The sequence below is a fragment of the Streptomyces sp. CGMCC 4.7035 genome (assembly GCF_031583065.1).
Lineage (GTDB): Bacteria > Actinomycetota > Actinomycetes > Streptomycetales > Streptomycetaceae > Streptomyces > Streptomyces yaanensis.
In genome coordinates, this window is sequence record NZ_CP134053.1 from 3,294,619 (window position 1) to 3,315,570 (window position 20,952).

A 20,952-nucleotide genomic window follows, 5' to 3' on the forward strand; every position below is an offset into this window, starting at 1 on the left:
GAACTCAGCGGTTCATGAAGGAGGAGACGGGCAGCGCCCGTTCGACAACGCGGACATCGCCGAGCCGGCCGTGCAGGATCTGGTCGATCGTGCCCGCGTACTCATAGCCGCCGAGCAGCCAGGGCAGCCCGACCGAGGTGATCCCGACGGCAGCCTCCCTGGGGTTGCGGACGACCGGGCAGCCTTCGACATACAGCGTGGTGTGCGTACCGTCATTGACGACCGCGAGGTGCCACCAGGTCTCCAGCGGTGTCTCCTGACCCCAGTTGGTGGCGATGCCCTCCTGGTTGATCGGGCGCATCGCCCACTGCGGCTCCCGGTCGTTGGACAGGGACAGTGTGGCGAGGGGCTCGTCGGGGTCGTCGGCGGTCTTGCCGGCCGCGCCGCCCGTGCCGGTGCGGCTGACGATGCCCGACCAGGCGTGGTGCGAGGGGTCCCAGTCGGCGGGAAGGCGGTAGAACGCCTCGATGGTGTAACCGTTCCTGAACGTGGCCGAGTCGATCGGCGCACCGTCGACCGTGCGCAGGTACGCGCCCTTCAGCGGGGACTTGTAGCCCTGGAACTCCAGGCTGCCGTGGCCGGGCTGGTCGGGATGGTGGTCCGAGGACCAGGTCAGCGAGCCGCCGTTCACGGTGATCAGCGTGAGGTCGTTGCCGCGCCCGGACACATCGCGGACCGTGCCGGTGACGGCGGCGCCGTCGTCGTGGCCGTCGAAGCGCCAGTACGCCACCGTGCCGGGTATGAGGACTTTCGAGGCGGGCCGCGACGGGCGCGCGGGCACCGGGGCGAAGCCGGCGAAGCGCTCGGCGAAGTCGATCTCCACCGAGAACCGGTCGGCGTCACCGCTCAGCTCGATCTCCTGCCGCTCCAGCTCGTTCAGGCCCTTCGCGGCCCGGCCGAGGATCCATGGGGAGACCGTCTCCACGTCGATGACGTCGCGGTCCAGGTCGAAGCGGTACAGACGGATCATCGCTGCGCCACCGAAGTACCTGTTCTGATAGTTCGTCAGGTGCAGGTGGACGTCGTTGCCCGCCGCGTTCTTGCGGGTCGCCCGGGCGGCAGGCCAGTAGTGCCCGTTGAGGGTGAGGAAGATCTGGTCGTGGTCCTCGATCAGCCTGTCCCACAGCCGCTGCCCGTACGCCGACAGGGAGTCGTCCTCGGCGACCAGCTCGTGCGTGGTGAGGATGACGGGCGTCCTCGGGTGCCGGGCGAGAACGTCCTCGGCCCATGCGTACCCCTGCGCTGACAGCCGCCAGTTCAGTGCGAGCACCATCCACTCCCGCCCGGCGGCCCGGAAGAGGTGGAAGGTGTTGTAGCCGTCCGCGGAGGCACCCCCGAAGGTCGCCCTGTCCTTGAACCGCTGCGGGCCGAAGGTCTCCAGGTACGGCGTCGAGCCGCGCTGGTCGTCGGTCGACGACCGCACGTCGTGGTTGCCCGCCAGCACGCTGTAGCCGACGCCCCGCCGGTCCAGCAGCTCGAACGCCTCCCCGATGGCGGCGAACTCCGCGTCCGCGCCGTTCTGCGTGAGGTCGCCGAGGTGGGAGAGGAAGACGATGTTCTCGTCCTTGCCGTGCTCCAGGAGGTAGCGCAGGGACGCCTCGACCGGCGCCTTGTCGATGCTCGGCCCGTCGAACAGGTACTGCGTGTCGGGCATCACGGCGAGCGTGAAGCGGCGGCCGTCCGGGTCGGGGCGCCACCTGCCTGGGGTGGCCGCCTCGGCGGCGACCGGAAGCGCGAGCCCGGCCGTCGCGGCGGCACCGAGCAGCGCGGTCGCTCTGAGGAAACCACGGCGTCCGGCGCCGGCCTGCGCGGCCTCGCCCTGGGGGTGGTCATGCGAAGTGCACACGTGTGCTCCGTGGGAAGTGACAGGGGAGGGGAAGCGTGGGGGGTTACAGAACGCGCAGGGTCCAGCTCCAGCGATGGATGCCCGCCGCGATGCGGTACGAGAGGGAGGTGTCGGGGCCGCACGAGGCCGTACCGAGGCCCCGGTGCGCGGCGTCGATGTGCACCACGCACCCCGAGCGCGGCACGAGCTCGTCGTGGTGCGAGGCGGCGGTCAGGTCCTCGGCGCGGAAACGGGTGACGGAGACCTGGCGCGGTGCGTCGAGCGTGACCGCGAGGCCCGTGGCGTCCGGCGCCGACAGGGTGAAGCGGCGGACACCATGCCGGCCGCCGCTCTCCTGCGGACGCAGATAAGGGGTGAACAGCTCGTCCACGGGGACGGAGTGGTGACCCACGGGCGCGCCCGCGCTCCGGTCGGGGTACGACTCCCAGGGCCCCTGCCCGAACCACTCCAGCAGATCCAGGCCCGCCACCGTCTCGAAGACCGACCCGACCCGGGCCACGTCGTCGAACTCCTCCGGCAGCTCCGCCTGTTCGTCGATCCGGATCCCGCCCTCGACCGGGGTGAACACCTGCCGGTGCCGGACGACGCCGACCGTGCCGGCGTACTCGGCGAGCACGGTCACCCCGTCGCCGTCACGGTGCACGGAGACGACCTTGCGGACGAGCGCGTCGAGCCCCCAGGCACGCCAGCGCGGCGCCATGCCGCCCAGCTCGTCGTTGTCGGTGGGGGCGCGCCAGAGGGACAGCGTGGGAGCGGCCGTGAGAAGCGGGTGGACGAGCAGGCCCTCCGCGTCGACGACGACGGGACGGTCCGTCACGGGGGCGTCCGTCACGGGGGCGTCCGCCCGCAGTCGCACTTGGGGTGCGCACACTTCCGTGCCCCGCGGCGCCCACGGCATGTCCTGTGCCGTCGTCACCCGCAGCGTCAGCCAGGCCTCACCCGAGTCGCGCGGCAGTTCGAACGGCAGGGGCACCGCCGCCGTCTCGCCGGGACGCAGATCGGGAAGCTCTGCCGGCGCGGTCAGGGTGCGGCCGTCGGCGAGGGACAGCTCCCACCGGCCCGACAGCCAGTCCAGGCCGCGGAAGTGCTGGTGGTTGCCGAGGACGATCCCCTCGTGCTTGAAGCACTCGATCCGTACCGGGGCCGCGATCTCCCGGTGCTCGTACAGCGCGGGCTTCGGGGTGCGGTCCGGGAAGACGACCCCGTCGGCGATGAAGGCGCCGTCATGGATCGTCTCGCCGAAGTCGCCGCCGTACGCCCAGCGGTGGCCGGGTGCGGCGACACCGTTGTCATAGAGCCCTGCGCCCGTGCGCCCGGCCGGTCTTCCATCGCTCACGCGCTGGAGAATGCCGTGGTCCCAGAACTCCCAGATGAAGCCGCCCTGAAGACCCGGGGTGGACTCGATGGCGGCCCAGTGGTCGGCGAGCGTGCCGTTGCTGTTGCCCATGGCGTGCGAGTACTCGCACTGGATGAGCGGCTTCGTCTGCTCGCCGGACAGGGCGTGCGCGACGCAGTCCTCGATCGGCGCGTACATCGGGCAGGCGATGTCGGAGGCCAGGTCCGGGTCGGCCCAGCCGCGCTTGGCGGCTCCCTCGTACTGGATCGGCCGGGTCGGGTCGTGTCGCCGTACCCAGCCCGCCGCGGCGTCGTGGTTCGCTCCGTAGTCGGACTCGTTGCCCAGCGACCAGATGATGACCGACGGGTGGTTCTTGTCGCGCAGCACCATCCGTGAGACCCGGTCGACGAAGGCGTTCAGATAGCGCGGGTCGTCGGCGATCTCATGGGCGTGGTCGTGGGACTCGATGTCCGCCTCGTCGACGACGTAGAAGCCGAGTTCGTCCGCGAGGTCGTACAGCGCCGGGTCGTTCGGGTAGTGCGCGGTACGGATCGCGTTGAAGCCGAAGCGCTTCATGAGGACGAGGTCCGCGCGCATGTCGTCGTACGACACCGTCCGGCCGGTCAGCGGATGGAAGTCATGCCGGTTGACGCCCCGGATGAACACACGCTCTCCGTTGACCAGCAGGTCCCGGCCCACGATCTCGACGTCGCGGAAGCCGATGCGCCGGTACGACGTGTCGGCGACCGTGCCGTCGGCGCGGTGCAGGCGGACGGTCAGGCCGTGCAGCTCGGGTGTCTCGGCGGTCCACGGGCGCACGTCGGGGACGGTGGCGCGGATCAGCGCCTCGCCGAGGAAGCCGGAGACGCGCTCGTCCTCGGCGTTGGCCCGGTCGAACTCCTCGTCCTGCGTGAGCGGGTGCCCGTCCAGTTCCCCGCTGACGTACCAACCCTCGGGCAGCGCCCCGCCCGCGTCCCGCACCCGGCACTCCACCCGCAGCTCCCCGTCGAGCCGCGCCCGTACGGTCACGTCCGCGAGGTGCAGGGGATCCGTCGCGTACAGCAGCACCGAACGGGTGATCCCGCCGTGCCACCACTGGTCCTGGTCCTCGATGTGCGAGGCGTCCGACCACTTCACCACGGTCAGGCGTACGGTGGCGCGCCGGCCCGGGCGTACGACCTGCGACAGGTCGAACTCGGCGGCGAGGTGGGAGTCCTTGGAGATACCGACGGGCCGCCCGTCCACGTGCACCAGCAGCACGCTCTCGGCGGCACCGACCTGGAGCACGATCCTGCGTCCGGCCCACTCGGCGGGCACGTCCACCTCGCGCTCGTACACGCCCGTCGGGTCGGCGGCGGGCACGGCCGGCGGGAACTCGGCGAAGGGCATGCGGACGTTGGTGTACTGCGGCAGGTCGTCCGTGTCCTGGAGGGTCCAGGCGCCGGGGACGTGCTGGGACGACCAGGCTTCGGTGACGGGGGAGTCCGGCGACGGCAGCAGCTGGAAGCGCCACTCGCCGTCCAGCGAGAGGGCTCCCGCACGCCGGTCGACGGCGGACATGGGCAGCCGCCCCCAGGAGGTCACCTCGGGCGACTCCCAGGGGCGGAGGGCGATCAGGGGATCGCGTGACATCAACGGATGGCTCCCTTGCCGAGGTCGCCGATGATCTGCTTGGCGCCGATCGCGAAGACGATGAGCAGGGGGATGAGGGCGAGCAGTGCGCCGGTCATCACCATGCCGTAGTCCGTCGTGCCGTGGACGCCGTTGAGCTGGGACAGCGCCACCTGGAGGGTGACGTTGTCCGGGTTGGTGAGGGCGACCAGGGGCCAGGCGTAGTCGTTCCACTGGCCCATGAAGGTGAAGATGCCGAGGAAGGCGAGGCCCGGCCGGACCACCGGGAGGGCCACGTGCCAGTACTGGCGCAGGAAGTTCGCCCCGTCGATGCGCGAGGCGTCGAGGAGTTCGTCGTGGATCGCGCTCTTCATGTACTGGCGCATCCAGAAGATGCCGAAGGCGTTGGCCGCCGCCGGCACGATCAGCGCCGTCATCGAGCCGATCCAGCCGATCTTCGCCATCATCACGAACTGCGGGATGATCGCCAGCTGCGTCGGCACCATGAAGATCACCATCAGCAGCGCGAACAGCGCCCTGCGGCCCGGGAAGTCGAACTTGGCGAAGACGAACGCGGCCAGCGAGTCGAAGAACAGGACCAGGAAGGTCACCGCCGACGCCACCAGCAGCGAGTTGAACATCGAACGGAAGAAGTCGATGTTGTCGAAGAGGCTGCGGACGTTCTTGAGGAAGTGCGAGCCGGGCAGCAGCTTCGGCGGGTACGAGAAGATCTCGGTCGACGTGTGGGTCGACATGATGACGGCCCAGTAGAACGGGAAGGCCGACAGCAGGAGTCCGACGACGAGTACGGCGTGCAGCGCGATGCCCCGGCTGCGGGTTCCCTTGATGGATGCCATGGTGTCCAGGCCTCCCTAGTCTTCGCCCCGGCGCCGCACCAGGCGCCAGTTGATGATCGAGAAGATGATGACGACGAGGAAGATCCCCCATGCCACGGCGGCGCCATAGCCGAAGTCGTTGTTGTCGAAGGTCTGCTGGAAGAAGTAGAGGACCATCGTGCGGCCCGCGTGATCCGGGCCGCCGGAGAACGTCGAGTCGTTCGAGGTGTTCTGCAGCAGCACCTGTGCCTCGGTGAAACTCTGCAGGCCGGTGACCGTCGAGACCACGAGCACGAACAGCAGGGTCGGCCGCAGCATCGGCAGCGTGATCCGGAAGAACGTCTGCAGGGGACCGGCGCCGTCCACCCGCGCCGCCTCGTACAGCTCGCTCGGGATGGTCTGCAGACCGGCGAGGAAGATGATCGCGTTGTAGCCGGTCCACTGCCAGGTCATCAGCGTCGCGATGGCGACCTTGATGCCCCACGGCGTGTTCAGCCACGCCACCTGGTCCAGGCCCACCGCCTGCAACAGGGCGTTCGCCAGGCCGAAGTTGGTGGAGAAGACCGAGCCGAAGACGATCGCGATGGCGACGACCGAGGTCACGTTCGGGAGGAAGTAGGCGAAGCGGTAGACGTTCTTGAAGCGGACCGCCGAGTTGAGCATCACGGCCGTGACCATCGCCAGGAAGATCATGGGGAAGGTGGCCAGCGCCCAGATGATGATCGTGTTCCCGATCGAGCTCCAGAAGTCGCTGTCGCTCAGCAGGTACTGGTACTGCGACAGCCCCGCCCACTCCATCGAGCCGAGGCCGTCCCAGCGGTGGAAGGACAAGTAGAGCGAGAAGCCGACGGGGATCAGACCGAAGGCGAGGAAGAGCAGATAGAACGGGGAGATCGCGACGTAGAGGTGCCAGTAGTTGCGAAAGCCGGTGCGGGGGCGGGCGGACGACGTCTGTTCCGCGATGACGGGAGGCTTCTCCAGGGCTGTGGCCATCAGTAGCTCACCCCCAGGTGCTTCGCGATGCGCCGGCACTTGCTCATGGCGTCACTCCAGGCCTTGTCCGGGTCCTTGCCGAGGACGCCGACGTTCTTGATCTCGTCCTTGATGGGCTGCCCGAGCGCCACGTCGTACGGGCTGTTGTAGGCGACCGCGATCTTCTGCGCGGCCGGTCCGAAGACGTCCGTCGTCACCTGACCGCCGAAGAAGGGGTCGGGCTCACGCAACTGCTTCATTCCGTAGGAGGCGGGGGTGGAGGGGAAGAGGCCCGCGTCGACGTAACCCGAGGCCTGGTTGGCCGCGTCGAGCATCCACGCGATGATCTCGAAGGCCTGCTCGGGCTCCCGGCACGCCTTGGTGATCGACAGGAACGAGCCGCCGTTGTTGGAGGGGCGCACCGGCATGTCGGCGATCCGCCACTTGCCCTTGGTCTTCGGGTTGCCGTTCTTGATGTCGTACGTCGCCCAGGAGGCGCCGAGCTGACTGGGGAGCTTGCCGTCGTCCACCGCGGAGATCTGGTCCGGAGTGCCGGTGACGAGGTTCGAGACGATCCCGCGCCGCTTGGCCTCCACGGCCAGCGCCCAGGCGCGCCGCACATGCTCCTGGTCGCCGATGAAGTGCCGGTCCTTGTCGACGTACCGCTTGCTGCCCTGCTGCACCGCGTTCTCGAAGACGCTGCTGACGTCGGTGAGCAGCGAGGTCCCCGGTATCCGCTTCTTGAGCCGCACACCCGCCGCGAAGAACTTCTCCCAGGTGTTCAACTCCTTGGAGACGTCGGCCGGTTCGTACGGCAGACCCGCCTTCCGGAACACCTCGTACTGGTAGAAGTGCGCGACCGGGCCGCAGTCGATGGGGAAGCCGACCATCGTGCCGTCGTCGGCGATGCCCTGGTCCCACTTCCATGGCAGGTACTGGCCCTTGTACTTGTCCGCGCCGAGGGTCCGCAGATCGATGAACTGGTCGGCGTTGGGCAGGTAGGACGCCATGTCCTCGCCCTTGAGGCCCGCGATGTCGGGGATGTGGGCCCGGCCGGCCATCGTGGTGATCAGCTTGGACCGGTAGTAGCCGCCGATCTTGATGGCCTGTAGGTCGACTGTGCTGTCGTAGCGGGCCTTGGCCTTCTCGACGGCGGTGTCGCCGAGGCCGCCGTCCCAGTACCACAGGACCATGTTCCGGCCGGTCGAGCCGGCCGGAACGGCACAGCCGGTCGCCAGGCCGCCGAGCGCCGTGGCGGCCGTACCGGCCAGGCCCGCGCGCAGCAGGCCTCTTCGTGAGAGCCGCACAGCTCCCACCGCCTTTCGGATCTTTTCGGGACTTACGTACGGGGGGTCAGTGCTGCCGGGCGGGCGGGGTGACGGGGGCGTACGTCACCGGCGGGCCCACGTCGGCGGGGATGCGGTCCGCCAGGAAGCCGTACGCACGCCGGAGACCGGGGTCGGTCAGCGAGCGCCACCAGCGGTCCACGCCGTACCAGCCGGGGGCCGCCAGCGCCCCGCCGTGGTGCCGCACGGACAGCCCGGCGGCGAGCACCGCGAACCGCAGCCGTTCCTCCAGCGGCCAGCCGCCGAGCGAGGCCGCCACGAAACTCGCGCCGAAGACGTCACCGGCGCCCGTCGCATCGAGGACATCGATGTCGAGCGCCGGGACCTCCGCGAACTCGCCGGTCGTCTGGTCGACCGCGACGGCCCCGTCACCGCCGCGCGTGACCACCGCCACCGGCACCAGCTCGGCCAGCGCGCCGAGGGCCGCCACCGCGCTGTCGGTGCGGGTGTAGGCCATCGCCTCGGTCTCGTTGGGGAGGAAGGCGTGGCACAGGGCGAGCTGGTCGAGCAGGTCGGTGGACCACTGCTGGGTGGGGTCCCAGCCGACGTCGGCGTAGATACGGGTGCCGTTCGCGGCCGCCTTGGCGATCCACTCGCGTGGCTCGGCCTCGATGTGCACGAGGGCCGTGCGCGCCCCGGGCGGGTCGCCCATCAGCGCGTCCTGCGAGTACGGCGGTTCCTGGCCGTGGGTGACCAGGGCCCGGTCCTGACCGTGCGCGAGGGCGACGGTGACCGGGGTGGGCCAGCCGTCCGCCGTGCGGGAGAGAGTGAGGTCGACGCCCTCCTGGTGGTCGAGGACGTCACGGCAGTACTCGCCGTAGAAGTCGTCGCCGAACACCGTGGCCAGCGAGGTCCGCAGACCGAACCGGGACGCGGCCACCGCCAGGTTGGCGATGCCGCCCGGGCCGCAGCCCATGCCGGCCGTCCAGATCTCCTCGCCCGGCGTCGGGGGCTTGCCCAGTCCGGTGAGGACGAGGTCGTAGAAGAGCAGCCCGGTCAGCAGCACATCGGGCCGGTCGTCGTCCACGGATACGTCCTCTCGTTCGGTCTCCCGTCGGAAGAGCTCGTCAAAACTCTTCATTTCGTGACCGGAATCGTGCGCCGCCTCGCGAGATTGGTCAATAGCCGAGCAGAAGCGAGCATGGATTTGATTGAAGATGACGAGTAGTGTTCATGTCGTGCTGGCAGAACGACGACACCAACTCATCCTGCGGGCCCTGCGCTCCGGCGGCCCCGCGGCCGTGACCGATCTCTCCGAGCAACTGGGCGTAAGCCCCGCCACGATCAGACGTGACCTGGTCAAACTCGAGGAGGACGGCCTGCTCACCCGCGTGCACGGCGGCGCGGTCGCGGACGAGGGCGACCAGCCCTTCGCCGAGGTCGCCGAGGTGCGCGTGCCCGAGAAGGACGCGATAGCCGCACGCGCGGCGGCGATGATCAAGGACGGTCAGTCGGTGCTCCTCGACATCGGCACCACCGCCTTCCGGCTCGCCCGCCAGCTGCACGGCCGCCGCCTCACCGTGATCACCAGCAACCTGGTGGTCTACGAGGAGCTCGCCGACGACGAGGGCATCGAGCTGGTGCTGCTCGGCGGCATGGTCCGCCGCGAGTACCGCTCCCTGGTCGGCTTCCTCACCGAGGACAACCTGCGCCAGCTGCACGCCGACTGGCTCTTCCTCGGCACCAGTGGGGTGCGTCCGGGCGGGCAGGTGATGGACACGACGGTCGTCGAGGTGCCGGTCAAGCGCGCCATGATCAAGGCCGGCGACAAGGTCGTGCTGCTGGCCGACGCGGCGAAGTTCCCGGGTACGGGAATGGCGAAGGTCTGCGGTCCCGAGGACCTGGACGTGGTGGTGACGAACGCGCCCGTGGACGCGGCGACCCGGTCCTCCCTGGAGGAGGCCGGCGTCGAGGTGGTCGTGGCAGGAAAGGTGCAAACGTGAAACTGACGATTCTGGGCGGCGGCGGATTCCGGGTGCCGCTCGTGTACGGGGCACTCCTGACGGACCGCGCCGAGGGGCGGGTCACGCAGGTCGTGCTGCACGATCTGGACGCCGGTCGACTGTATGCGGTAACCCGTGTACTGGCCGAGCAGGCGGCCGGCGTGCCCGACGCCCCCGAGGTGACGGCCACCACCGACCTCGACGAGGCCCTGCGCGGCGCCGACTTCGTGTTCTCCGCGATCCGTGTCGGCGGCCTGGAAGGCCGGGCCGACGACGAGCGGGTCGCGCTGGCGGAGGGCGTCCTCGGCCAGGAGACGGTCGGCGCGGGCGGGATCGCATACGGTCTACGGACGGTTCCCGTCGCCGTCGACATCGCCCGGCGTGTGGCGCGCCTCGCTCCCGACGCCTGGGTCATCAACTTCACCAACCCGGCAGGACTGGTCACCGAGGCCATGTCCCGCCACCTCGGCGACCGCGTCATCGGCATCTGCGACTCCCCGGTCGGCCTCGGCCGCCGTATCGCCCGCGTGCTCGGCGCGAACCCGCAGGAGGCGTGGATCGACTACGTCGGCCTCAACCACCTGGGCTGGGTCCGCGGCCTGCGCGTCGCCGGGCGCGACGAGCTCCCGCGCCTGCTCGCCGACCCCGACCTGCTCGGCTCCTTCGAGGAGGGCAAGCTCTTCGGCGTCGACTGGCTGCGGTCGCTGGGCGCGATCCCGAACGAGTATCTGCACTACTACTACTTCAACCGCGAGGCCGTGCGGGCCTACCGGGAGGCCGAGAAGACCCGCGGCGCCTTCCTGCGCGACCAGCAGGCCCGCTTCTACGAGGAGGCCCGGCGCACGGACGTCTCGGCCCTGGACGCCTGGGACCGCACCCGCGCCGAGCGCGAGGCCACGTACATGTCCGAGAACCGGGAGACGGCCGGCGCCGGTGAGCGTGACGCCGACGACCTCTCCGGCGGCTACGAGAAGGTGGCGCTCGCGCTCATGCGGGCCATCGCGCGGGACGAGCGCACGACCCTCATCCTCAACGTGCGCAACCAGAGCACTCTGACGGTTCTCGACACGGACGCCGTCATCGAGGTCCCCTGTCTGGTCGACGCCAACGGCGCACACCCGGTCGCGGTCGACCCGCTGCCGGACCACGCCACCGGCCTGGTCTGCGCGGTCAAGGCCGTCGAGCGCGAGGTGCTCGCCGCCGCCGAGTCCGGTTCCCGCACGACGGCCGTGAAGGCCTTCGCGCTGCACCCCCTGGTCGACTCCGTGAACGTCGCCCGCCGCCTGGTCGAGGGCTACACGGCCGCCCACCCGGGCCTCGCCTACCTGAAGTAAGCTCCGGGCGGAAAGCGCTTTCCCCTCGCTCTCCGCCCGCCCTCTTTCCGTCTTCTCTCCACGTCTCTCCACGTCTCTCCACGTCTCTCCGCGTCTCTCCGCCCTGTCTCTGGAGACCTCTCATGCACGACGAACGCCGCCGGATCGAGGAGCGCGTAGAGCGCCTCCACAACCAGCGCATCAAGCCCGCGATCTACGCGGCCACCGTCCCCTTCGAGGTGGAGGCCTGGCAGGCTCCGGGGGAGCCGGTGCCCTTCGAGGAGGCCGCGGCCGCCCCGTACGAGCCCTTCGCGATGGACACCCCGTGGGGCCCGCCCTGGGGGACGACCTGGTTCCGGATGCGCGGACAGGTGCCCGCCGCCTACGCGGGCAGGCGTGTCGAGGCCGTCATCGACCTCGGCTTCGTGGGCGACTGGCCCGGCAACCAGGCCGAGGCCCTCGTCCACCTCACGGACGGCACACCGCTGAAGGCGGTCAACCCACTCAACCAGTACGTGCCGATCGCCAACCCGGCCGCGGGCGGCGAGGAGATCCACTACCTGGTCGAGGCCGCCTCCAACCCGGACATCCTCGCCAACGACTTCGCCGGCCCCACCCCGCTCGGTGACGTGCTCACCGCCGGCGACAAGCCGCTCTACACCTTCAAGCGCGCCGACATCGCCGTCCTCGACGAGGAGGTCTGGCACCTCGACCTCGACGTCCAGGTGCTGCGCGAGCTGATGCTGGAGCTGGGCGAGCACGACCCGCGCCGGCACGAGATCATGCACGCCCTCGACCGGGCCATGGACCTGCTGGACCTGGACGACATCCCCGGCTCGGCGGCCGAGGTCCGGGCGGCCCTGAAGCCGGTGCTGTCCAAGCCCGCCCACGCGAGCGCCCACATCGTCTCCGGCGTCGGACACGCGCACATCGACTCGGCGTGGCTGTGGCCGATCCGCGAGACCAAGCGCAAGACCTCCCGCACCTTCTCCAACGTGACGTCGCTGGCCGACGAGTACGAGGAGTTCGTCTTCGCCTGCTCGCAGGCCCAGCAGTACGAGTGGGTGCGCGACAACTACCCCCACGTGTGGGCCCGCATCCAGGAGTCCGTGAAGAAGGGCCAGTGGGCGCCGGTCGGCGGCATGTGGGTGGAGGCCGACGGCAACCTGCCCGGCGGTGAGGCGATCGCCCGCCAGTTCATCCACGGCAAGCGGTTCTTCATCGAGCACTTCGGCATCGAGACCAAGGGCGTGTGGCTGCCGGACTCCTTCGGCTACAACGCGTCCTACCCGCAGCTCGCCAAGCTCGCCGGCAACGAGTGGTTCCTCACCCAGAAGATCTCCTGGAACCAGACCAACAAGTTCCCCCACCACACCTTCTGGTGGGAGGGCATCGACGGCACCCGCATCTTCACGCACTTCCCGCCGATCGACACCTACAACGCCCGCTTCAGCGGCGAGGAGATGTCCCGCACCGTCCGCAACTACTCCGAGAAGGGCGGCGCCACCCGTTCCCTCGCGCCGTTCGGCTGGGGCGACGGCGGCGGCGGCCCCACCCGAGAGATCATGGAGCGGGCCCGCCGTCTGAAGGACCTGGAGGGCTCCCCGAAGGTCGAGGTCGAACACCCCGACGCGTTCTTCGCGAAGGCCCTGGCGGAGTACCCGGACGCCCCGGTCTGGGTGGGCGAGCTCTACCTGGAGCTGCACCGCGCCACCTACACCACCCAGGCCCGCACCAAGCAGGGCAACAGGCGCTCCGAACACCGCCTGCGCGAGGCCGAGCTGTGGGCGACGACGGCCGCGCTGCACGCGCCGGGTTACGCATACCCGTACGAGAAGCTCGACCGGCTGTGGAAGACGGTGCTCCTGCACCAGTTCCACGACATCCTGCCGGGCTCCTCGATCGCGTGGGTGCACCGGGAGGCCGAGGCCGAATACGCCCGTGTGGGCAAGGAGCTGGAGGAGCTGACGGCCGAGGCGGTCGCCGCGCTCGGCGCCGGCGGGACGCGGGTGTTCAACACGAGCCCGTTCGACCGCGCCGAGGTGGTCCGCACGTCCGAGGACGCACCGGCGTACATCGAGGTGCCCGCGGGCGGCAGCGCGCCCCTCACCGGCGCCCAGCCCCCGCAGCCGGTGACGGTCACGGGCCGCGTCCTCGACAACGGCCTGGTCCGGGTCGAGGTGGCCGCCGACGGCACACTGTCGTCCGTATACGATCTGCGGGCGAACCGCGAAGTCCTCGCCGACCAGGGCAACCTGCTGCGACTGCACACGGACCTGCCCAACTACTGGGACGCCTGGGACATCGACAAGCACTACAAGAACCGGTACACCGACCTCCTGGACGCCGAGTCGGTCACCGTCGTCGAGCAGGACCCCCTGCTCGGCGCGATCAGGATCGAGAGGGCCTTCGGCAAGGGCTCCAGGATCACCCAGACGATCACCGTCCGGGCCGGCAGCCCCCGGATCGACATCGAGACGGACATCGACTGGCACGAGACCGAGAAGATCCTCAAGGCCGGCTTCCCGGTCGACATCCGCGCCCCGCACTCCTCGGCCGAGATCCAGTTCGGTCACGTCCAGCGGCCCACACACACCAACACCAGCTGGGAAGCCGCACGCTTCGAGGTCTCCGGCCACCGCTGGGTGCACATCGGCGAGCCCGGCTACGGCGTCGCGGTCATCAACGACTCGACCTACGGCCACGACGTCTCCCGCACCGTGCGCGAGGACGGCGGTACGACGACCACGGTCCGCCTCAGCCTGGTCCGCGCCCCGCGCGTCCCGGACCCGGACGCCGACCAGGGCCGCCACCGCTTCACCTACGCACTGCTGCCCGGCGCGAGCATCGAGGACGCGGTCGCGGAGGGCTACGCCCTCAACCTGCCGCTGCGTGTGGCTGACGCGGCGGGCGCGCCCGAGCCGGTCGTTTCCGTCGACGGCGACGGCGTGACCGTCGAGGCCGTCAAGCTCGCCGACGACCGGTCCGGCGACGTTGTCGTACGGCTCTACGAGTCCCGCGGCGGCCGCGCCCAGGGCGTGCTGCGCACCGGCTTCCCGCTTGCGGGCGCCCAGGTCACCGACCTGCTGGAGCGGCCGATGGACGACGCGGACGTCGACGTCGACGCCGACGGCGCGGTCCCCGTCGCGCTGCGGCCCTTCCAGATCCTGACCCTGCGCCTGAAGCGCGACGGGGTGAGCTGACCGTGCCGATGCAACCCTGGTTCACCGACGCCAAGTTGGGGATCTTCGTCCACTGGGGCATCTACGCCGTCGACGGCGTCCAGGAGTCCTGGTCGTTCTACGACGACATCGTCCCGTACGACCAGTACATGTCCCAGTTCGAGCGCTTCACGGCCTCGCGCTACAACCCCCGTCAGTGGGCGGCCCTGTTCGCCCGCGCGGGCGCCAGGTATGCCGTGCTGACCAGCCGGCACCACGACGGCGTCGCCCTGTGGGACACCGCCCACGGCGATCTGAACGTGGGCCGTGACCTGATCGCCGGCTACGCGGATGCCCTGCGCGAGCAGGGCATCAAGGTCGGTCTCTACTACTCGCACTCGGACTGGAGCCACCCCGACTACGCGTCCACGCGCAAGCCGGGCCGTCCGCCGGAGCTGGAGGACAACCGGTACTCCGAGGTCGCGGCGGAGTTCGAGGACCTGGACGCGTGGGAGCGGTTCATCGCCTACCGGGACGGCCAGATCCGCGAGCTCACCTCCCGCTACAGACCCGACCTGATGTGGTTCGACGGCGAGTGGGACCGCAGCGAGGAGCAGTGGCGCATCCCCGAACTCGCCGCGCTCATCCGCTCCGAGGTGCCGCACGTCGTCTTCAACGCCCGCATGCTCAGCGAGGGCGACTACGCGACGCCCGAGCAGGGCGCGCCCGTCGTGCCGCCGGAGGGCCCCTGGGAGCTGTGCCTGACGATCAACGACTCCTGGGGCCACCAGCACCACGACCACAACCACAAGTCGGTGGACCAGCTGATCCGCTACTTCGCCGAGACGATCGGCGGTGGTGGCAATCTGCTGCTCAGTCGGCCCGCGCGAGGACGGCACGATCCCGGACGAACAGGCCGAGCGCCTTGAGGGGCTCGGCGACTGGATCCGCAAGCACGCCGAGGCCGTGTACGGGACCGTGCGGGGGCTCCCCGCCGGGCACCACTACGGGCCGAGCACGCTCTCGCCGGACCGCCGCACGCTGTACCTGATGCTGTTCGACGCCCCGCGCGCCGAGCTCAACGTACGCGGACTGCTCGGCTCGGTGCGCCGCGTCACCGTGCTCGGCAGCGGAACCGAACTGGCCCACCGTGTCACCGGTGGCCTGCACGAGACGCCCGGGGTGCTGTGGATCGAGCCGCCCGCCGCCGCGGACCTCGACCCGCACGCCACGGTGCTCGCCGTCGAACTGGACGGGGAGCTGGAGCTGTACCGGGGCTCGGGCCGGTTCTGAGGGCGTGGGGGTGCCCGGCTCCGCGGACACCCCCACGCCGGCGCTCAGCCGGTGAAACCGGCCGTGATGGACGTGAACTGCCAGTTGTTCTGGTTGATGCCGGAGCAGTTGCTCACCACGCCGCCGCCCGCGCACGGCCGGTCGCGGTTGACCGCCCAGAAGGCGAGACGGGCGATGTGGTGCGAGTTCGCCCAGTCGCGGACCTGGGTCCAGATCGCCGGGGTGGTGTTCTCCTGCTGGTCGGACAGGCCGTTCATGCCGGAGATACCGATGTGGGAGTACGCCGTGGCGTCGTCCCAGCCGAAGGTGGACTTGAGCTTGGCCTTCAGCCCCTCGGCGGCGTTGACGGTGTTGCCGTACATGTCGGAGCCGCCGCCGAAGTCGAACGGCATGATGGTGAAGACGTCGATGCCGGCGCCGAGCGACTGGGCCTGCTCGATGAGGCGGTTGCCGTAGTAGGTCGGCCCGGTCGTCGAGGTGCCGAAGGTCACGATCGTCTTCAGACCGGGGTTGTTGGCCTTCACGGTCTTCAGGGCGGTCAGGATCTTGGCCTGGACGGCCTCGTTCTCGAACTCGTCCGAGTTCTCGATGTCCATGTCGATCGCCTTGAGGCCGTAGGCGTCGATCACCTTCTGCAGGGCCCCGGCGAGCGCGCTCGCGGAGGAGCAGTTGGCGCCGAGTTTGCTGCCCTGCCAGCCGCCGAACGACGGGACGATGTCGCCGCCCGCGGAGCGGATCTGGTTGATCGCGGTCTGGTCGACGCCGCCGGTCAGCGCGCGGTTGCCGTCCCAGGCGGGGGTACAGCCGCCCGAGTCGAGCACGAACGCCATCGTGAACCATTTGATGCCGGTCGCGCTCATCACCGTGCTCGGGCTCGGCGGGTCGCCCCAGCCCTCGTACAGGTACGGAGCCGCCTGCTTGAAGCCGGTGCCGCCGCCGCTGCCCGCGTTCGTGGTGACGGTCACCGCGTTGGAGGCCGCCGAGACGTTCCCGGCCGCGTCGCGCGCCTTGACGGTGAAGGTGTAGGAGGTGCTGGACGACAGCCCGCTGACCGTGGCCGTCGTACCGGAGACGCTGGTCACCTGGTTCGAGCCGCTGTAGATGTCGTACGCCGTCACGCCGACGTTGTCCGTCGAGGCGGACCAGGACAGTGACACGCTCGACGACGTCTTGCCGGTCGAGGTCAGGTTCGCCGGCGCGGTCGGCGCCTGGGTGTCCGAGCCGCCGCCACCGCCGGGTCCGTCCAGACTGAAGTCGTCCGCGTAGTAGGTGCCCTGCGCGTACCAGCCGTGGACGTAGATCGTGGCGCTGGTCTGGGAGGCGCCGGTCGTGAAGGAGACGGACAGCTGGCTGTAGGCCGACGGGGAGGTCGTCCAGGTCGAGGCGCCGCCGTTCACACCGAGGTAGACGTAGGAGCCGCGGACCCAGCCCGACAGGCTGTACGTCGTGTTCGGCTGGACCGAGACGGTCTGGCTGCACTGGGCGGTGTCGCTCGAACTCGGCGCCCCCGCAAGGGCCTTGGAGCCGCCGTGCACGGGGCTGGAGACGATCGAGCCCAGGTTCCCGGTACAGGACCAGGGCGAGAGGCTGCCCGACTCGAAGCCGGGGTTGGACAGGATGTTGGCCGCCTGGGCGGTCCCGGGGAGGGCGACGGCCCCGGCCAGTGCGAGGGCGGCGGAGCCGACGAGTGCGAAGAAGGCGCGTCTGGAACGACGGAGAAGTGTGCGCACGCGATCTCCCTGAAGAGATGGGGGTGGGGGAGTGCAGGGAAATACAGAAGGGTGCGCAACCAAGTTGGTATGGACCAATCCAAGTGTCAAGGGCTGAGCGGAGATTGGTCCATACCGGTGACCGTGGGGGCGCCCGTAAGGGGCGCCCGTAAGGGGCGCGGGGCTGTGACATTTTGCGGCTCCGCCGCGTGGGCGCGACAAGCCACGAACAACCCGCAGCCGGTCGACGGCCTAAAGGGGCAGTGCCTCCGCCGCACCAACCTCAATAGGGGAAACCGTCGCCGCAGGCACCACCGGAGCCTGCTCCAACCCCTCCGTACGCTGCAGCGGCAGCGACACCGCACGCACCGGCCGCGGCCCCGACACCACCGTGTAATCCGTGCCCAGGAACGGCGGGACGATTTCCCCCGGATCCTCCCCGAGCGCCAACTGCACGGCAGCCCAGGGCGCGTTGACACCGCACAGCGACAGCTGGTGCAGCCCGCCCGCCGGGCGCGTGTTGACGTCCAGGAGCACCGGCTCGTCGCCGTACATCCGGAACTGGATGTTGGAGAGGTAGTGCAGCCCGAAGCCCTCCGCGAGCCGCGTGGCCGGCTCCAGCCACTGCTCGTGCAGCGTGAAGCCGCGCCGACGCCCGTTCTTGGTGCGGCCCACCGCCATGCGGATCCGGTTGTCGGGCCCGGTCAGGCAGTCGACCGACACCTCGGGCTGCTCCAGACGCGGCATCACCAGCCAGTCGACGGGCTCGTCGGCCTCGCGCACCGCCTGGACGACCAGGTCCAGCGGCACGTACGCACTCGGGAACCCGCTGAGGTGCACGAGAGAGAAGGGGGCGCGCGTGATGACGCGGAAGCCCACTCCGCCCGCGCCCGCCGCCGGCTTGAAGCACGCCTTGTGCCCGTCGGCCTCCAACTCTTCGACGGCGGCGATGAGTTCGTCTTCGTTGGTGACCCGCCACCACGGCGGTACCGGGATCCCGATCGACTGCACCGCCTGGTACGCCGTCGCCTTGTCCTGGAAGACCGCCACCGCCTCGGCGGGCGGCGCCAGCAGTGCCGTACCGGCCGCCTCGAACTCCGCGCGGTGCGCGACGATCGCCTCCTGGTGCAGGCGGGGCACGAACACGTCGATGCCGCGGCGCGTGCACTGGTCGAGGGCGTACTCGACGTACGCGGCCGGGGACAGGCCCTCCGGCTCCAGGTCGGCGGTGTCGGCGGCGGCCAGGACGGGCGAGTCGGCGTCGCCGTGCGTGGCATGGATCTCGACGGCCCGGTCGCTGGGATTTCTCCGCAGCTGATCCATGAAGAACACGTTCTCCGCGTACGTGCGGTTGAGCCAGACGCGTACGCGAGAGACCATGCAGGCCGCCTTTCACGGTTCGCGGGCAGGGCGGAGCAGGCCGTGCCCGGCCAGGGGAGGGGAGAGGTACACCGAACCGCCGTACGCTGAGTGGCGTCCGTGGCGGATGTGCTGGGGCGATCATAGGCCCTTCCGGGCCCTGCCATGGCTACGCGCGTGTTACGGATTCCCCCGGCTCCCCTTCAAGCGGCGAAGGTGATTTTCCGGGACACCGCGCCCGTGCCGCGGTCCGTTTTCGAAGACGCTCGCGCAGCTGCCGCGGGTCGCTCTTGTCGGTCGGCGACCCGATGTGTTCTCGTGTTCCCATTCGGTTCTCGAAAGGGGCGAGAGTGGAGTCGACGGACGGCCGTGGACAGCTGCTCGCCATCAGTGATCTGCACATCGGATACCCCGAGAACCGCGCCCTCGTCGAGGGGATGCGACCCACATCGGGCGAGGACTGGCTGCTGGTCGCCGGTGACGTGGCCGAGACGGTCGCCGACATCCGCTGGGCCCTGGAACTCCTCGCCGGCCGCTTCCACAAGGTGATCTGGGCGCCCGGCAACCATGAGCTGTGGACCCATCAGAAGGACACCGTCACCCTGCGCGGCGTCGAGCGGTACGACCACCTCGTTGCCGTGTGCCGGGAGCTGGGCGTGACGACACCCGAGGACCCCTACCCCGTCTGGGAGGGGCCGGGCGGCCCTGCGGTCGTCGCACCGCTGTTCCTGCTCTACGACTACTCGTTCCTGCCGAAGGGCTGCACCACCAAGGAGCAGGGACTTCGGTACGCGCACGGCACCGGGATCGTGTGCACCGACGAGTTCCTGCTGCACCCCGACCCCTACCCGAGTCGTGAGGCATGGTGCCGGGCCCGGGTGGCCGAGACCGAGCGCAGACTGGAGGAGATCCCCGGAGATCTCCCCACCGTGCTGGTGAACCACTATCCGCTGGACCGGCACCCCACCGACATCCTGCGCTACCCCGAGTTCGCCATGTGGTGCGGCACCGATCTGACCGCCGACTGGCACCGCCGCTTCCGGGTGGCGTGCATGGTCTACGGTCATCTGCACATTCCGCGGACCACCCACCACGAGGGCGTCCGCTTCGAAGAGGTGTCGGTGGGCTACCCTCGCGAATGGCGCCCCCGTTCGGAGCCGCCCGGGAGACTGCGCCGCATTCTGCCTATGGAGGTCCAAGCAGATGATGGAGGAGCTGCTCCCGGGATCGGTCGTGGCCGTGGAGGCGCACGGGGGTGACGCGCTCGGCGACGACGTTTCCCTTTACCCCGAGGAAGAAGCGGTCATAGCCCGGGCCGTCGACAAGCGACGCCGGGAGTTCACCGCCGTACGGGGCTGCGCGCGACGGGCCATGGAGAAGCTTGGTGTGCCGCCGGGGCCCGTTCTGCCCGGGGAGCGCGGCGCGCCGCGCTGGCCGGACGGGCTGGTCGGCAGCATGACGCACTGCCAGGACTACTGCGCCGCCGCGCTGGTCCCCGCCGCCGACGTGGCCTCGCTCGGCATCGACGCGGAACCCCACGACCGACTGCCGGACGGCGTCCTGGACACGGTCGCCCTGCCGACCGAGCAGACCCGGCTGCGCGAACTCGCCCGCAGCCACCCGTCCATCCACTGGGACCGGCTGCTGTTCAGCGCCAAGGAGTCCGTCTACAAGGCGTGGTTCCCGCTGACCGGGAAGTGGCTGGACTTCCTGGAGGCGGACATAGAGATCCACCCGGGTACCGCCCTGGTCCTCTCCGGCGGCTTCCGGGCGCGCCTGCTGGTCCCGGGTCCGCTGGTCGACGGCCGCCGAGTCGAGGCCTTCGACGGCCGCTGGACCGTACAGCAAGGGCTGGCCGCGACGGCCGTCGTCGTGCCCCACCTCTGAGACGCTAAGGACACCACTCGCCGAGCAGGCGGAAGAACTCCCCCTCGGTGCCCATGAGTCCCGCCTCCGCCAGCGCCCGGTCCGCCTCCGCCAGGGCGGCGGTCGGGACCACTGGTGGTCGGTGCGGCTCCGGCGGGCCGTCGAACGCCGCTCGCACGGTGTGGAGGAGACGCAGATAGGCCTGTACGGCGGCGCGTTCGCGGTCGGTCAGTACGGCGGTCGGCATCGGTCGGCTCTCCCCGGGTCGGCCGCGGGACGGGCAGTCGCGCGGCGGTACGTGCACGGCACGCGCCCCTTCCGTACGCGGACCTGGCCGCGCGCAGCGGTGGCGCACCTCCCA

General features: G+C 70.1%; 14 protein-coding genes and 1 pseudogene. 6 read left to right on the forward strand and 9 right to left on the reverse strand.

The genetic code is table 11. The features are described 5' to 3' along the window. Window positions 1–4: 4 nt before the first annotated feature. The 6 genes from Q2K21_RS13870 to Q2K21_RS13895 are packed head-to-tail and all read right to left on the reverse strand — an operon-like array spanning window position 5 to window position 8,974. A complete protein-coding gene (locus Q2K21_RS13870; protein ID WP_310770475.1) occupies window positions 5–1,846 on the reverse strand; it encodes a LamG-like jellyroll fold domain-containing protein in 1,842 nt (613 codons plus the stop codon). A gap of 43 nt (window positions 1,847–1,889) precedes the next feature. Continuing rightward, window positions 1,890–4,814, reverse strand: a complete 2,925-nt coding sequence (locus tag Q2K21_RS13875; RefSeq protein ID WP_310770477.1) for a glycoside hydrolase family 2 TIM barrel-domain containing protein — start codon at window positions 4,812–4,814, stop codon at window positions 1,890–1,892. Beyond that, a complete protein-coding gene (locus Q2K21_RS13880; RefSeq protein ID WP_310770479.1) occupies window positions 4,814–5,650 on the reverse strand; it encodes a carbohydrate ABC transporter permease in 837 nt (278 codons plus the stop codon). The genes Q2K21_RS13875 and Q2K21_RS13880 overlap by 1 nt, the downstream gene beginning before the upstream one ends. 15 nt (window positions 5,651–5,665) lie before the next feature. Then, window positions 5,666–6,622, reverse strand: coding sequence for a carbohydrate ABC transporter permease (locus Q2K21_RS13885; protein WP_310770481.1), 957 nt, complete (start codon window positions 6,620–6,622; stop codon window positions 5,666–5,668). Then, window positions 6,622–7,908 carry an ABC transporter substrate-binding protein gene (locus tag Q2K21_RS13890; RefSeq protein ID WP_310770483.1) on the reverse strand — a complete coding sequence of 429 codons (1,287 nt, stop codon included), beginning with the start codon at window positions 7,906–7,908 and terminating at the stop codon, window positions 6,622–6,624. The genes Q2K21_RS13885 and Q2K21_RS13890 overlap by 1 nt, the downstream gene beginning before the upstream one ends. Before the next feature lie 46 nt (window positions 7,909–7,954). Next, the gene (locus Q2K21_RS13895; protein ID WP_310780943.1) at window positions 7,955–8,974 is read right to left on the reverse strand and encodes a carbohydrate kinase family protein; all 1,020 of its coding nucleotides are present in this window, start codon (window positions 8,972–8,974) and stop codon (window positions 7,955–7,957) included. 151 nt (window positions 8,975–9,125) lie between these two features. Between Q2K21_RS13895 and Q2K21_RS13900 the strand changes: the two genes are divergently transcribed. The 4 genes and pseudogenes from Q2K21_RS13900 to Q2K21_RS13915 all read left to right on the forward strand — a co-directional run bounded on the left by Q2K21_RS13900 (window position 9,126) and on the right by Q2K21_RS13915 (window position 15,657). Continuing rightward, the gene (locus Q2K21_RS13900; RefSeq protein WP_310770485.1) at window positions 9,126–9,890 is read left to right on the forward strand and encodes a DeoR/GlpR family DNA-binding transcription regulator; all 765 of its coding nucleotides are present in this window, start codon (window positions 9,126–9,128) and stop codon (window positions 9,888–9,890) included. Further along, window positions 9,887–11,224 carry a 6-phospho-beta-glucosidase gene (locus Q2K21_RS13905; RefSeq protein ID WP_310770487.1) on the forward strand — a complete coding sequence of 446 codons (1,338 nt, stop codon included), beginning with the start codon at window positions 9,887–9,889 and terminating at the stop codon, window positions 11,222–11,224. The genes Q2K21_RS13900 and Q2K21_RS13905 overlap by 4 nt, the downstream gene beginning before the upstream one ends. A 122-nt stretch (window positions 11,225–11,346) precedes the next feature. Further along, window positions 11,347–14,406, forward strand: a complete 3,060-nt coding sequence (locus tag Q2K21_RS13910; RefSeq protein ID WP_310770489.1) for an alpha-mannosidase — start codon at window positions 11,347–11,349, stop codon at window positions 14,404–14,406. Window positions 14,407–14,408: 2 nt separating this feature from the next. Continuing rightward, a pseudogene (locus tag Q2K21_RS13915) lies at window positions 14,409–15,657 on the forward strand (alpha-L-fucosidase). 44 nt (window positions 15,658–15,701) lie between these two features. Here the strand turns inward: Q2K21_RS13915 and Q2K21_RS13920 are convergent. Both Q2K21_RS13920 and Q2K21_RS13925 read right to left on the reverse strand, forming a co-directional pair. Continuing rightward, complete coding sequence (locus Q2K21_RS13920) at window positions 15,702–17,387, reverse strand: carbohydrate binding domain-containing protein (RefSeq protein WP_310770491.1); 1,686 nt, start codon at window positions 17,385–17,387, stop codon at window positions 15,702–15,704. A 231-nt stretch (window positions 17,388–17,618) separates the two neighbouring features. After that, complete coding sequence (locus tag Q2K21_RS13925; protein WP_310770493.1) at window positions 17,619–18,746, reverse strand: ATP-grasp domain-containing protein; 1,128 nt, start codon at window positions 18,744–18,746, stop codon at window positions 17,619–17,621. A 329-nt stretch (window positions 18,747–19,075) separates the two neighbouring features. Between Q2K21_RS13925 and Q2K21_RS13930 the strand changes: the two genes are divergently transcribed. Together Q2K21_RS13930 and Q2K21_RS13935 are read left to right on the forward strand one after the other, a co-directional pair. Further along, window positions 19,076–19,984, forward strand: a complete 909-nt coding sequence (locus Q2K21_RS13930; RefSeq protein WP_310770496.1) for a metallophosphoesterase family protein — start codon at window positions 19,076–19,078, stop codon at window positions 19,982–19,984. Next, window positions 19,929–20,612, forward strand: a complete 684-nt coding sequence (locus Q2K21_RS13935) for a 4'-phosphopantetheinyl transferase family protein (RefSeq protein WP_310770498.1) — start codon at window positions 19,929–19,931, stop codon at window positions 20,610–20,612. The genes Q2K21_RS13930 and Q2K21_RS13935 overlap by 56 nt, the downstream gene beginning before the upstream one ends. A 4-nt stretch (window positions 20,613–20,616) precedes the next feature. On the opposite strand, the gene Q2K21_RS13940 is transcribed toward Q2K21_RS13935, so the two are convergent. Next, complete coding sequence (locus Q2K21_RS13940) at window positions 20,617–20,838, reverse strand: hypothetical protein (RefSeq protein WP_310770500.1); 222 nt, start codon at window positions 20,836–20,838, stop codon at window positions 20,617–20,619. Window positions 20,839–20,952 lie beyond the last annotated feature (114 nt).